Raw genomic sequence first — 12,369 nt, 5'->3', positions numbered from 1 at the left:
TTGTCTTCGGATGGACCGGTCCGTATTCTTGACCCTCGGCGTGTTGACGCCATGCTCCTGAGCACCTCACCTCCCGGGTGGGAGCCGGTCACGGCTCTTTTCCGGGGGAGGCGGCCTGTGTCCATACCCAGGCTGCTGGCATCCGGAGTTCCGACCGAGTTAGGAAAGTAGGTACCGCATGTACGCGATCGTTCGCGCCGGCGGCCGCCAGCACAAGGTTGCCGTGGGCGACGTGCTGGAGATCGACCGTATCGAAGCCAAGCCGGGTGACTCGGTCGAGCTCTCGACCATCCTCGTCGTCGACGGTGAGTCCGTCACCTCCGACCCGTGGGTGCTCGGTGGCGTGAAGGCCCACGCCGAGGTCGTCGACCAGACCAAGGGCGACAAGATCGTCATCCTGCGCTACAAGAACAAGACCGGCTACCGCCGTCGTCAGGGCCACCGCCAGAAGTACACCGCGGTGCGCATCACCAGCATCGACTCGGTCAGCAAGTAATCACACTTACTGCGGTCTTCCTAGAAAGGGGATAGCCAGATGGCACACAAGAAGGGTGCGAGTTCCACTCGCAACGGTCGTGACTCGAACGCCCAGCGCCTCGGCGTGAAGCGCTTCGGCGGTCAGGTCGTCTCCGCCGGCGAGATCATCGTCCGCCAGCGCGGCACCCACTTCCACCCGGGTGCGAACGTCGGCCGTGGCGGCGACGACACCCTGTTCGCGCTGACCGCCGGTGCCGTGCAGTTCGGCAACCGTCGCGGCCGCAAGGTCGTCAACATCGTGGCCGTCGAGGCCTGAGTCTGTACAGACTCGCAGTGAAGGGTGGGCCGGGACTATCCGGGCCCACCCTTCGCGCTTTACCTGCAGGACCCCTTTTTCCTCGTTGCACTGGAGGCACACATGACCACCTTCGTGGACCGCGTCGAACTGCACGTCGCCGCGGGTAACGGAGGCCACGGCTGCGCCTCCGTGCACCGCGAGAAGTTCAAGCCGCTCGGCGGCCCCGACGGGGGCAACGGCGGCGAGGGCGGCTCGGTGACGCTGGTGGTGGACTCGCAGGTCACCACCCTGCTCGAGTACCACCACTCGCCCAAGCGCAAGGCCACCAACGGCAAGCCCGGGGCCGGCGGCCACCGCACCGGCGCCGAGGGCCAGGACCTGATCCTGCCCGTCCCGGACGGCACCGTCGTCCTCGACCGCAAGGGCAACGTGCTGGCCGACCTGGTCGGCCACGGCACCACCTTCGTCGCCGCCCAGGGCGGCCGCGGCGGCCTCGGCAACGCCGCGCTCGCCTCCGCCCGCCGCAAGGCCCCCGGCTTCGCCCTGCTCGGCGAGCCCGGCGAGGCCCGCGACATCGTGATGGAGCTCAAGTCCGTCGCCGACGTCGCGCTGGTCGGCTACCCGAGCGCCGGCAAGTCCTCGCTGATCTCGGTGCTCTCCGCCGCCAAGCCGAAGATCGCCGACTACCCGTTCACCACCCTGGTCCCCAACCTCGGTGTGGTGACCGCCGGTTCGACCGTCTACACGATCGCCGACGTGCCCGGCCTGATCCCCGGCGCCAGCCAGGGCAAGGGCCTCGGCCTCGAGTTCCTGCGGCACGTCGAGCGCTGCGAGGTGCTCGTCCACGTCCTCGACTGCGCCACCCTGGAGCCGGGACGCGACCCGCTCACCGACCTGGAGACCATCGAGGACGAACTCGCCCAGTACGGCGGCCTGGAGGACCGGCCGCGACTGGTCGCCCTCAACAAGATCGACGTCCCGGACGGCCAGGACATCGCCGACCTCACCCGCGCCTCCCTCGAAGAGCGCGGCTACCGGGTCTTCGAGGTCTCCGCGCTCGCCCACAAGGGCCTGCGCGAACTCTCCTACGCCCTGGCCGAGATCGTCTCCGCCGCCCGCGCCGCCAAGCCCGTCCAGGAGAACACCCGCATCGTCATCCGGCCGACCGCCGTCGACGACGCCGGCTTCACCATCGAGGAGGAGGACGGCGCGTACCGCATCCGCGGCGTCAAGCCCGAACGCTGGGTCCGCCAGACCGACTTCGCCAACGACGAGGCCGTCGGCTACCTCGCCGACCGGCTCGCCCGCCTCGGCGTCGAGCAGCAGCTCTGGAAGATCGGCGCGAAGGAGGGCGACACCGTCATCATCGGCCCCGACGAGAACGCCGTCGTCTTCGACTGGGAGCCCAGCATGGCCGCCGGCGCGGAGATGCTCGGCCGCCGCGGCGAGGACCACCGCATGGAGACCCAGCGGCCCGCGGTCGACCGCCGCCGCGAGCGCCAGCGCGGCCGCGACGCGGCGGAGCAGGAGTACCTCGACTTCGAGGCGCTCAGCTCCGGCCGCGAGCAGCTGGAGCAGTAGCAGGAGCGGCTGCCCGCGAGGTCGCGATCACGAGCAGGTCACTGCCAGGGTCGCGACCTCGCGGTCGGCTGCCTGCCGCCGCGCGCGGTTCCCCGGGCCGCCCGCCCGCGCTGTCTCACGCTTCGTGCGGATTTCGTGACCCGTGATCCGGCTCGCTACATTTCGGGCGTACAGGACGTCGTGTCGGAAGGGTCGGACTGATGGTGGGTCAGTTGCTCCGCGAGGAGGTCGTCTCGGCGCGGCGGATCGTGGTGAAGGTCGGGTCGTCCTCGCTGACCACCGCCGCCGGCGGGCTGGACGCGGACCGGGTGGACGCCCTGGTGGACGCGCTGGCGAAGTCGCGGGCGGGCAAGGACGCGCCGGAGATCGTGCTGGTCTCCTCCGGGGCGATCGCGGCCGGCCTCGCCCCGCTGGGGCTGGAGAAGCGGCCGAAGGACCTGGCCCGGCAGCAGGCGGCGGCGAGCGTGGGGCAGGGGCTGCTGGTGGCCCGCTACACCGCGTCCTTCGCGCGGTACGGGGTGCGGGTCGGGCAGGTGCTGCTGACCGCCGAGGACGCCAGCCGGCGGGCGCACTACCGCAACGCGTTCCGGACCCTGGAGCAGCTGCTGACGATGGGTGCGATGCCGATCGTCAACGAGAACGACACGGTGGCCACCGCCGAGATCCGGTTCGGCGACAACGACCGGCTGGCGGCGCTGGTGGCGCACCTGGTGCGGGCCGACCTGCTGGTGCTGCTGTCCGACGTGGACGGCCTGTACGACGGCGACCCGTCGAAGCCCGGCTCCAGCCGGCTCGACCTGGTGCGCGGCCCGGAGGACCTGGCGGGCGTGGAGGTCGGCAGCGCCGGCAGGGCGGGCGTCGGCACCGGCGGCATGGTGACCAAGGTGGAGGCGGCCCGGATCGCCACCGGCGCGGGCATCCCGGTGGTGCTGACGGCGGCCAGCCAGGCGGCCGACGCGCTGGCCGGCCGGCCCACCGGCACGCTGTTCCTGCGGACCGGCAGCCGCTCCGCGGACCGGCTGCTGTGGCTGGAGCACGCGTCCTCGCCGCGCGGCACGCTGACCCTGGACGACGGCGCGGTGGCGGCCGTGGTGCACGGCGGGAAGTCGCTGCTCCCGGCCGGGGTGACCGGGGTGGAGGGGGAGTTCGTCGCCGGGGATCCGGTCGACCTTCTTGGCGAAAACGGTCACATCGTCGCCCGCGGACTGGTCAACTTTGATGCGAGGGAGTTGCCCCGTCTGCTCGGCCGGTCCACGCGAGAACTGGCCCAGGAGCTCGGCGCCGCGTACGAACGCGAGGTCGTCCACCGCGACGACCTGGTCGTGCTGCGCGGCTGAGCGCGGGCGGCGGGGCCGGTACGGGGGGTGGGAGCAGCGGGCCGGGGGGCCCGCGCGACACGCTGAATGGGAGGCCGTCGGTGGTTCGCAGGCGGGAGGAAGCGCTGCCGGGCCGGAGGCCGGAGCGGCGGCTCACCAGCATCGAGGGCGGCCGGGGCGTCGAGGAGCAGGAGCCGGAGAACGTGCAGGAGCCGGAGCAGGGCCGGCTGTGGCACGTGGTGCTGAGCGTGGCCGGGGCGGCGACGCCGCTGCCGGAGCTGCGGACGGCGCTGGAGAAGCTGGCGCACGACCACTCGTTCTTCCTGACGGCCCGTTACGCCGCCGACCACGCCGAGGTCCGGTACTGGGAGGAGGCCCGGGACCTGCACGACGCGGCGGCGATCGCGCTGCGGCTGTGGGGCGAGCACCGGGTCAGCGCGAAGCTCCCGGCCTGGGAGATCGTCGGGCTGGAGGTGGTGGACCGTCCGACGTACCACAAGCGGGTCGCGGAGGGTTTCGCCGGTCCGCCGCCGCGGCTGGGCGGGGTCTACCCGTACTGACGCCCCGGAGCGACGTCTCAGCGGGCGAAATGTGCGGCGGGACGGGCCGGGGGTCTCGCTAGGCTTGGTGCCATGAGCGACCTCACCGCCACCGCCGACAGCCCCGTCCTCGCCGCCGCGCGCCGTGCCCGGGAGGCGGCCGCCGCCCTGGCCCCAGTGCCGCGTTCGGTGAAGGACGCCGCGCTGCTGGCGATCGCGGACGCGCTGGTCGCCCGGTCCGCGGAGATCACCGCCGCCAACGCCGAGGACGTCGCCCGGGCCCGCGAGGCGGGCACCGCCGAGTCGGTGATCGACCGGCTGACGCTCACTCAGGACCGGATCGCCGCGATCGCCGCCGACGTCCGCAGCGTGGTCGGGCTGCCCGACCCGGTGGGCGAGGTGGTGCGCGGCTACACCCTGCCCAACGGCCTGGACGTCCGGCAGGTGCGGGTGCCGCTGGGCGTGGTCGGCATCATCTACGAGGCCCGGCCGAACGTCACGGTGGACGCCGCGGCGCTCTGCCTGAAGTCCGGCAACGCGGTGCTGCTGCGCGGCTCCGGCTCCGCGTACCGCTCCAACACGGCGCTGGTGGAGGTGCTGCGCGCGGCGGTCGCCGGGCGGGCCTGCCGGCCGACGTGATCCAGCTGGTGCCGGGGGAGGGCCGCGAGTCGGTGCAGCAGCTGATGCGCGCCCGCGGCCTGGTCGACGTGCTGATCCCGCGCGGCGGCGCCTCGCTGATCCGCACCGTGGTGGAGGGCTCCACCGTCCCCGTGATCGAGACCGGCACCGGCAACTGCCACGTGTACGTGGACGCGCGGACCGACCTGGCGATGGCCGTCGGCGTGCTGCTGAACTCCAAGGCCCAGCGGGTCAGCGTCTGCAACGCCGCCGAGACCCTGCTGGTGCACCAGGACGTCGCGGACGTCTTCCTGCCGCTCGCGCTCACCGCCCTCGCCGAGGCCGGCGTCACCGTGCACGGCGACGACGCGGTGCTGAAGGCCGCCGAAGGCACCGGCGTGACGGCCGTCCCGGCGACCGAGGAGGACTGGGGCACCGAGTACCTGTCGCTGGACCTGGCGGCCGCCGTGGTGCCCTCGCTGGAGGCCGCCGTGGACCACATCCGCCGCTGGTCGTCCGGCCACACCGAGGCCATCGTCACCACCTCGCAGGCCGCCGCGCGCCGCTTCACCCAGCTCGTCGACTCCACCACGGTCGCCGTCAACGCCTCCACCCGGTTCACCGACGGCGGCGAGTTCGGCTTCGGCGCGGAGATCGGCATCTCCACCCAGAAGCTGCACGCCCGCGGCCCGATGGGACTGCCGGAACTGACCAGCACCAAGTACATCGTCACCGGCGACGGCCACGTCCGCGGCGAGGCCCGGCAGACCGTCGGCGGCCTCGAAGGCTGACCGCGGAAACCGGCCGGACCCGATCGGCCCGACCCACAGACAAAAGCCCCGGCCGGTAATACATTGAATCCGTGGCTGAGGATGTGGGGGGCTCGCCGTACTCCGACGGCGCCGACCACGGTGCGGACGACGAGTTCGCCACCGTGGTCTTCGACGAGAGCTTCGTCCGCTCCGCCGCCGTGCACGAACCGAGCGCCCGGGAGCGGCAACTCGCCGCCGCCGAGACCAGGTTCGAGCCGGAACAGGCCGGAGCCGCCCGGAGCTACGAGTTCACCTCCGGGAGCGAGGTGCTGCCACTGGAGCTGCGCCCGCAGCCCGGCGGACTGGACGAGGACCGCTTCTACCCCGACCCGTGGTCCGGCGGCGACCGGCAGCACCGGCGCACCCGCCGCACGCCGCTGCGCGCCTTCGACCCGCTGCGCGGCGGCTCGGTCGCCCAGCAGCGCTGGCACCGGCCGGTGGCGTGGGTGCTGGCCGTGGTGATGGGCCTCGGCGTGGTCGCGCTGGCGGTCGCCGCCGTGTACCGGGGCGTCGGCAGCGCCCCCGAGTCGCCGGCCCGGCCGTCCAGCGGGAGCAGCAGCCCCGGCACCGCGCCGTCGGCGCCGCCCTCGGTGCTCGCGGCCGTCCCGGCGGGCTGACGGCCACGCCGGCCGTTCCGGCGGGCCGGTGCGCCCGCTCCCCGTGGCGCTCCCGTTGCCTCCGCGCCCCTCGTCGCGGGCGGCGGCCGAGCCTACCCTGGTGTCATGGGTGACCCGCGCGAACCTCCCGAGGGCACGCCCGAGGGTGGTTCGAACGACGACGAGTTCCAGTCCGTCGTCTTCGACGAATCGTTCGTGAAGGCTGCCCGGATCCAGGAGCTGTCCGCGCAGGAGCGGCTGGCCGGCGCGTTCGGACGGGCCACCAGGATGCGCGGCTGGGGCTGGTTCGGCTCGCTGCCCCGACAGGCGGTGGCGCTCCTGCTGCTGGTGGCGATCGCGTTCGCCGCCGCCGTCTACTTCGGCGTGAGCTCGCCGCGCGGCCAGGTCGCCGCTCCCAGCGGCGCGCAGCTGACCGCCGCCGTCACCCCGCTCAGCCCGTCCGGCACGGTCGGCGCCGTGTCCGACGCCGCCCACCCGTTCGCCGCGCTGCCCGCCGGCTACGCGGACGGGGCGGCCGGCTTCGGCCTGCCCAGCGCCTCGTCCACCGCGCACTTCTCCGCGGCCGACGTGCAGCGCGCCCTGGACGCCCTCCAGCACTACCTGGTGGCCTCCGAGCTGAACCCCGCCGTCCTGACCGCCAACGAGACCGGCCTGGTCCGCGAGCTGATCACGGCCGGCGAACTCGCCCAGTTCGACGACAGCGTCAACGCGCCGCGCGACGACCAGCACCACGACGCCACCGGCTGGATGGTGCGCTTCGACCCCGGCCAGATCGCGCTGGCCTCCGACACCGTGAAGGTCGCGGGCAGCGCCCGGGTCGCCGAGAGCGACCCCAACACGCTGGAGCTCACCGCCGACGACACCCTGGTCTACGCCCTGCGCCCGGCCGGCACCACCAGCGACCCCTCGGTCAGCCTGTACGCGGTGCGCCGCGCGGTGCGCATCGACATCGACCGGGCCGACCTGGACGCCGGACGCGTCCGGGTGGTCGACTCCGACGTCCAGGCCGGGCCGACCAACTGCGGCGCCGTGCAGAGCGACTACCTGCAGCCGATCCTGGCGACCGCCGCGGGCGTCCGGTCCAGCACCCCGCCGGCCGTGAACCCGACCGACCACGCCCGGCCGGCCTGGCAGAGCTGCGGAGCGCTCGGACCGATCACCGGCTGACCCGGCCCGAACGCCCCGCCGCCGCTGCTACTGCTCGCCGCCGCTGCCGTTGCTGCCGCTGCTGCCGTTGGTGCGGCCGGCGCCGGTGAAGGTGTCGCGGAGCTTGCCGCCGACCGTGCCGACACCGTTGGTGAGGTCGCGCAGCAGGCCCATCAGCGGGTCCTTGCTCTCCTTCACCGTCTGCGAGTACGACTCGGCGGCGGCCTTCCACTGCGCGCCGACCGAGGTGTCCGGGTCGTCGCCGCGGCGCGGGTACGCGCCCGCCATGATCGAGCGGTACTCCTCGCTCTCCGCCCACTTCTTCAGCTGCGCCACCCGCACCACCGCGAACGGGTGGGTCTGCGGCAGCACCTGCAGCAGCTTCAGCACGCTGTCGCGCAGGTCGCCGGCCTTGTCGTACTCCGCGGCCTGCTCCAGGAACGCGTCCACGTTCATCTCGGCCATGTTCGCGCCGCCGGCCAGCTTCATCAGGCCGCGCATCGACGCCTGCAGGTCCTGACCGGCCAGCAGGCCGGCCCGGTCGCTGGACAGCTCGGCCTTGCGGAACCACTCCTTGAGCGCGGTGATCAGCGCGGTGATCGCCAGGTTGCCCAGCGGCAGCCAGCCGATCCGGGCCGCCAGGTTGGTGAGGATCAGCAGCATGGTCTGGTAGACCGCGTGCCCCGACATCGCGTGACCGACCTCGTGGCCGATCACCGCGCGCAGCTCCTCCTCGTCCATCAGGTCCACCAGGCCGGTGGTGACCACGATCACCGGGGAGTCCATGCCGATGCACATGGCGTTGACCGCCGGGTCCTGCGTGACGTACAGGTCCGGGACCTTCTCCAGGTCCAGCACGTACGCCGCGTCGCGCACCATGTCGTGCAGCTCCGGGAACTGACGCTCCGACGCCTTGACCGCGGTGGCCAGGAACAGCAGCCGCACGCTGCGCTCGGACACCAGGCCGGCCAGCTTCTTCAGGATCTCGTCGAAGCCGCTCAGCTTGCGCAGCGCCACCAGGCCGGAACGGTCCGCCGGGTGCTCCCAGGCGCGGGTGGAGATCTCCGGGAACCGCTGGCGGCGGCGGCTCGGCGCGGTGCCCTTGGTCATGTCGGTCATTGAGTACCTCTCCTGGATCGACGCCGGCACCGGCTCCCGTGGCCGGCCCCCGCTGCTTTCCTCTTAACGTCGCTGTGTCCGTACTCGTCCCCGGGCGACACGGTACGCCGTCGGGCGCGGCGGCCGGTCGGGGCGTGCGTGCCGGGTGCGGGCCGCGGCAGGTCCCGGCGGGGTGCGGCAGGTCCGGCACGTCCGGCAGGTCCGGCAGGTCCGGCGGGGTGCGCGGCGGGGGCGGCGGTAAACGGGTCTACCCTGGCTGTGCCGTACCGAAAAGGAGCCCCGTGATGTCCCCTGCCGACCTGGTCCAGCTCGCCGGACCGATCTCCAGCGAGAACGGCCCCGGCCTGTTCCTGAGGATCATCCTGATCGCCTCCTTCGTCGGAGTCGGCCTGATGGTCTGGGCACTCGCCCGGGCCGGCCGCGACGGCGCCAAGCGCGACGCGCAGCGCGAGGCCGAGCGCGAGCAGGCCCGCGTCGAGGCCGGCGACCGGGGCTGAACCCGGACTCGTGCCACCCGGGCCGCGGGCCGGACCCCGCACCCGGCGGCCGCCGGGACCATGAGGCCGAGGGGCGAGAGCCCGAGGGCCCGACGGCCCGACGGCCGGGGACGGCTCACGGGTGGTCAGACGCGGTGGGCCGCCGAGCGGTTGCGTGTCAGGCCCCCGTACGATGAGCCCGCGGGCCGCACGGTCCGTGACCGCCTGGTCCCTCACCGAGCCGAGAAGGTCCCGCCGATCATGACCTCTGCTGCCCTGCCCGCCCTCACCCGCCTCGCCGAGGAGGGTGGAAACCACGACAGCCTCAACCCGTTCCTGACGGGCGGCGCGGCGCTGTTCATCCTGCTGCTGCTGCTGTTCGTCACCACCCGCTTCAACCGCGACCGCTGACCCGGCCGCACCGCCGCCCCCGGGGCGGCGGGCACGGAGTGCCCGGGGCCGCGAACGGGCGGAACCCCCGGGCCACCCGGGTCGCGTAAGGTGTGGCGCCATGAGAGAGCAGGTCGAGACCCCCGGGACGGACACCGCGCCGGGCACCCCCGCGCCGGCCGGTGCGCCGCGTGGGCGACGGCGGCTGGGAGTGATGGGCGGCACCTTCGACCCCATCCACCACGGACACCTGGTGGCCGCGAGCGAAGTGGCCAGCGCCTTCCACCTGGACGAGGTGATCTTCGTCCCCACCGGGCAGCCCTGGCAGAAGTCCGACCGGGACGTTTCGCCGGCCGAGGACCGCTACCTGATGACGGTGATCGCCACCGCCGAGAACCCCCAGTTCTCGGTCAGCCGGATCGACATCGACCGCAACGGCCCCACCTACACCGTCGACACCCTGCGCGAGCTGCGGGCCCTGCACCCCGACGCCGAACTCTTCTTCATCACCGGCGCCGACGCCCTCGCCCAGATCATCTCCTGGCGCTCCTCCGAGGAACTCTTCGACCTCGCGCACTTCATCGGCTGTACCCGTCCGGGCCATACTCTCTCCGACACCGGACTGCCGGTCGGCGGCGTCTCCCTGGTGGAGGTCCCCGCCCTCGCCATCTCCTCCACCGACTGCCGGATGCGCGTCGCCAAGGGCGAACCCATCTGGTACCTGGTGCCGGACGGCGTGGTCCGTTACATCCACAAGCGGGCGCTGTACGCGTCGGCCCGGCCTTGATCCCCGGGAGGGACGGCATGACCGGAAACTCCGACGACGAGCAGTGGTACGGCCGCCAGCCCCAACCGCCCTACCAGCCGCAGCCCGGCTACTACCCTCCGCAGGGCCAGGAGCAGCAGCCGTACGAGCAGCAGCCCTACGAGCAACAGCCGTACCAGCAGCACTCGTTCGAGCAGCAGCCCTACGAGCAGCAGTCGTTCGACCAGCCCGGGTACGACCGGTCCGGCTACGGCCAGTCCGGGTACGGGCAGCAGCCGGGCTACCCGCAGCAGGGGGCCACGGGCAGCAGGCGGGCCAGGGGCAGCAGGCGGGGCACGCCCAGGCGGGGCACGCGCAGCCCGGGTACGGGCAGCAGCAACAGGCGTACGGCCAGGCCGATGCGTACGGCCGGTACGACCAGCAGGGCGCGGCGCAGCAGCCCGGGGCGTACACCCAGGACCCTTACGGCGGTGGGCAGTCCGGGTACGGGCAGCAGGCCGGGTACGCGCAGCGCGGCCAGCAGGCGCAGGGGTTCGAGCCGGGCGGGTACGGACAGCAGCAGCCGGCCGCCGACCCGTACGGGCAGCACCAGGGGTACGACACCTACTACGGGCAGCAGCAGCCCGCGCAGGCTTTCTACCAGCAGCAGCCGCAGGGACCGGGCCAGACTCCGGGCGGGCCGGCGGCCGGTGACCGGGCGACCGAGGACGAGCGGGTTCCGCCGCAGCCCGGGGCCGCCGGGCGCGGGGTGCCGGCGGTGAGTCCGGTCGCGGCGCCGACCGCCGCCGGGACGGCCTCCCGGGGACGGGCGGCCGCGCCCGCTGCGGCGCCGGTTCCGGAGCCCGAGGAGCCGTCCGAGCTGGTCGGCGGGCGGGCCGCGGCCTCGTCCGCCCGGGCCAAGGCGGGGGCGGACGACTCGTACACCACCGGTGAGTTCAACTTCGTCGACGAGGAGACGGAGGAGTCCGAGGACGCCATCGACTGGCTGAAGTTCGCCGAGTCCCGCAGCGAGGTCCGGGCCGAGCGGCGGCGACGGCTGCGCAACCGGTTGATCGCGCTGCTGGTCGTCCTGGCGGTGCTCGCGGCCGGTGCGCTGGGCTACCTGTGGTGGACCGGCAAGTTCGACGACGCCAACGACGCGAGCAAGGCGGCCGGCGGACGGTACGTCAACGTCGTGCACCTGCGCGACCCGCAGGGCAAGGTCACCACCGCACTGCTGGTCGACGACCAGGGCGGGCAGAAGGCGACCGTGCTGCTGCTCCCCGACACCCTGCAACTGCCCAGCAACGGCGACACCTCCACCACCACCGTCGGCCAGGCCCTGGACGCGATCGGCGCCTCCTCCACTCGCGACGGCCTGTCCTCCGTGCTCGGCGCCAAGGTGGCCGGCACCTGGCGGCTGGACACCCCCTACCTGCTGCTGCTGGTCTCCCAGCTCGGCGGCATCAAGGTGGACACCAACGCCGAGGTGCGCGAGAACAACAAGCCCGACGGCAAGGTGCTCGCCCCCGTCGGCAAGGACGTCCTGCTGACCGGCCGGGCCGCCGTCGACTACGCCACCCTGCAGGCCCCCAACGAGAGCCGGGACGCCCAACTCGCCCGGTTCGGGCAGGTGATGGCCGCGGTGATCACCGCGATGCCGGTCACCATGGCGGACGCCACCGACGACGTGCACCGGATGAACTCGGTCGCCGACCCGTCGCTGCCGGAGAACGCCCTGGCCGGCGTCCTGGTCAACCTCGCCAAGCAGGCCAAGGCCGGCCACCTCACCACCACCGCGCTCACCACCAAGCCGGACGGCACCCTGGACGACGCCACCACTGGCAAGCAGGTGAAGGACATCCTCGGCGGCACCATCGGCAAGGCCAAGGGCACCGGCGGCAGCACCCGCGTCACCGTGGTCAACGCCTCCGGGGACGACCCCAAGGCGGCCGCCGCCCAGGTGGTCGTCATCAACGCGGGCATGGACCCGCTGCCGTCCACCGCGAAGGCCGCCGTGCAGGCGACCTCGGAGATCCGCTACACCGACGACGCCAAGCACCCCGCGGCGCTCTCCCTGGCGACCAGCCTGGGGCTCCCGGACTCCGTGGTGAAGAAGGTCACCGAATCGCAGAACGCGGACCTGGTGCTGGTGATCGGCAAGGACTACCAGCCGCCGCAGAAGTCGCAGTAACCGCGCTGCGTACGGGCCGGCCCGCGCGGTGGGCTGCGGGG

At 73.2% G+C, this 12,369-nt stretch carries 13 protein-coding genes and 1 pseudogene; 12 read left to right on the top strand and 2 right to left on the bottom strand.

Annotation, left to right across the window (positions count from 1 at the left end; all coding sequences use genetic code 11):
- The first annotated feature begins 178 nt into the window (after positions 1-178).
- The 8 genes and pseudogenes from rplU (at position 179) to KCH_RS12885 (ending at position 7,425) form a co-directional block, all read left to right on the top strand.
- On the top strand, positions 179-496 hold the full coding sequence (gene rplU, locus KCH_RS12920) for a 50S ribosomal protein L21 (RefSeq protein WP_035862741.1): 318 nt from the start codon (positions 179-181) through the stop codon (positions 494-496).
- 39 nt (positions 497-535) lie between these two features.
- Positions 536-793, top strand: a complete 258-nt coding sequence (gene rpmA / locus KCH_RS12915; RefSeq protein WP_014135732.1) for a 50S ribosomal protein L27 — start codon at positions 536-538, stop codon at positions 791-793.
- Between the two features lie 102 nt (positions 794-895).
- Positions 896-2,356: a GTPase ObgE gene (gene obgE, locus KCH_RS12910; RefSeq protein ID WP_035862739.1), complete on the top strand. Its 1,461-nt coding sequence runs from the start codon at positions 896-898 to the stop codon at positions 2,354-2,356.
- Between the two features lie 200 nt (positions 2,357-2,556).
- Positions 2,557-3,693 (top strand): glutamate 5-kinase, encoded by a 1,137-nt coding sequence (proB, locus tag KCH_RS12905; RefSeq protein ID WP_035862737.1) that lies wholly within the window; start codon positions 2,557-2,559, stop codon positions 3,691-3,693.
- Positions 3,694-3,773: 80 nt separating this feature from the next.
- Complete coding sequence (locus KCH_RS12900; protein WP_035862735.1) at positions 3,774-4,232, top strand: hypothetical protein; 459 nt, start codon at positions 3,774-3,776, stop codon at positions 4,230-4,232.
- A 72-nt stretch (positions 4,233-4,304) separates the two neighbouring features.
- Positions 4,305-5,620 (top strand): annotated as a pseudogene (locus KCH_RS12895) (glutamate-5-semialdehyde dehydrogenase).
- A 71-nt stretch (positions 5,621-5,691) separates the two neighbouring features.
- Entirely contained in the window at positions 5,692-6,258 is a 567-nt protein-coding gene (locus KCH_RS12890) for an SCO2584 family spore wall biosynthesis protein (protein WP_035862733.1), read from the top strand.
- A gap of 105 nt (positions 6,259-6,363) precedes the next feature.
- A complete protein-coding gene (locus KCH_RS12885) occupies positions 6,364-7,425 on the top strand; it encodes an SCO2583 family membrane protein (RefSeq protein WP_035862731.1) in 1,062 nt (353 codons plus the stop codon).
- Positions 7,426-7,452: 27 nt separating this feature from the next.
- Here KCH_RS12885 and KCH_RS12880 read toward each other — a convergent pair whose 3' ends face one another.
- Positions 7,453-8,523, bottom strand: coding sequence for a M48 family metallopeptidase (locus tag KCH_RS12880; RefSeq protein ID WP_035862728.1), 1,071 nt, complete (start codon positions 8,521-8,523; stop codon positions 7,453-7,455).
- 284 nt (positions 8,524-8,807) lie between these two features.
- On the opposite strand from KCH_RS12880, the gene KCH_RS12875 reads away from it, so the two are divergent.
- The 3 genes from KCH_RS12875 (at position 8,808) to nadD (ending at position 10,176) form a co-directional block, all read left to right on the top strand.
- Complete coding sequence (locus tag KCH_RS12875) at positions 8,808-9,020, top strand: hypothetical protein (RefSeq protein WP_035862726.1); 213 nt, start codon at positions 8,808-8,810, stop codon at positions 9,018-9,020.
- A gap of 240 nt (positions 9,021-9,260) precedes the next feature.
- A complete protein-coding gene (locus tag KCH_RS42490) occupies positions 9,261-9,410 on the top strand; it encodes a hypothetical protein (RefSeq protein ID WP_167574047.1) in 150 nt (49 codons plus the stop codon).
- A 100-nt stretch (positions 9,411-9,510) separates the two neighbouring features.
- On the top strand, positions 9,511-10,176 hold the full coding sequence (gene nadD / locus KCH_RS12870; RefSeq protein ID WP_035862724.1) for a nicotinate-nucleotide adenylyltransferase: 666 nt from the start codon (positions 9,511-9,513) through the stop codon (positions 10,174-10,176).
- Between the two features lie 259 nt (positions 10,177-10,435).
- Here the strand turns inward: nadD and KCH_RS39530 are convergent, their stop codons facing one another.
- Positions 10,436-10,744, bottom strand: coding sequence for a hypothetical protein (locus KCH_RS39530; protein WP_035862721.1), 309 nt, complete (start codon positions 10,742-10,744; stop codon positions 10,436-10,438).
- Between the two features lie 168 nt (positions 10,745-10,912).
- Here KCH_RS39530 and KCH_RS12860 point away from each other — a divergent pair, with 168 nt between their 5' ends.
- Complete coding sequence (locus tag KCH_RS12860) at positions 10,913-12,328, top strand: LytR C-terminal domain-containing protein (RefSeq protein ID WP_035862720.1); 1,416 nt, start codon at positions 10,913-10,915, stop codon at positions 12,326-12,328.
- Positions 12,329-12,369: the final 41 nt, after the last annotated feature.

This window comes from Kitasatospora cheerisanensis KCTC 2395, assembly GCF_000696185.1.
Taxonomy (GTDB): Bacteria; Actinomycetota; Actinomycetes; order Streptomycetales; family Streptomycetaceae; genus Kitasatospora; species Kitasatospora cheerisanensis.
The sequence above is the reverse complement of the archived record's forward strand: the minus strand, read 5'-3'. Positions and strand labels throughout refer to the sequence as shown.

Excerpts from the sequence above, each read along its gene's own strand:
- nadD (WP_035862724.1), top strand. The coding sequence starts at position 9,511 with ATGAGAGAGCAGGTCGAGACCCCCGGGACGGACACCGCGCCGGGCACC.
- KCH_RS12885 (WP_035862731.1), top strand. The coding sequence starts at position 6,364 with ATGGGTGACCCGCGCGAACCTCCCGAGGGCACGCCCGAGGGTGGTTCG.
- rplU (WP_035862741.1), top strand. The coding sequence starts at position 179 with ATGTACGCGATCGTTCGCGCCGGCGGCCGCCAGCACAAGGTTGCCGTG.
- rpmA (WP_014135732.1), top strand. The coding sequence starts at position 536 with ATGGCACACAAGAAGGGTGCGAGTTCCACTCGCAACGGTCGTGACTCG.
- KCH_RS42490 (WP_167574047.1), top strand. The coding sequence starts at position 9,261 with ATGACCTCTGCTGCCCTGCCCGCCCTCACCCGCCTCGCCGAGGAGGGT.
- KCH_RS12880 (WP_035862728.1), bottom strand. The coding sequence starts at position 8,523 with ATGACCGACATGACCAAGGGCACCGCGCCGAGCCGCCGCCGCCAGCGG.
- KCH_RS12875 (WP_035862726.1), top strand. The coding sequence starts at position 8,808 with ATGTCCCCTGCCGACCTGGTCCAGCTCGCCGGACCGATCTCCAGCGAG.
- obgE (WP_035862739.1), top strand. The coding sequence starts at position 896 with ATGACCACCTTCGTGGACCGCGTCGAACTGCACGTCGCCGCGGGTAAC.
- proB (WP_035862737.1), top strand. The coding sequence starts at position 2,557 with ATGGTGGGTCAGTTGCTCCGCGAGGAGGTCGTCTCGGCGCGGCGGATC.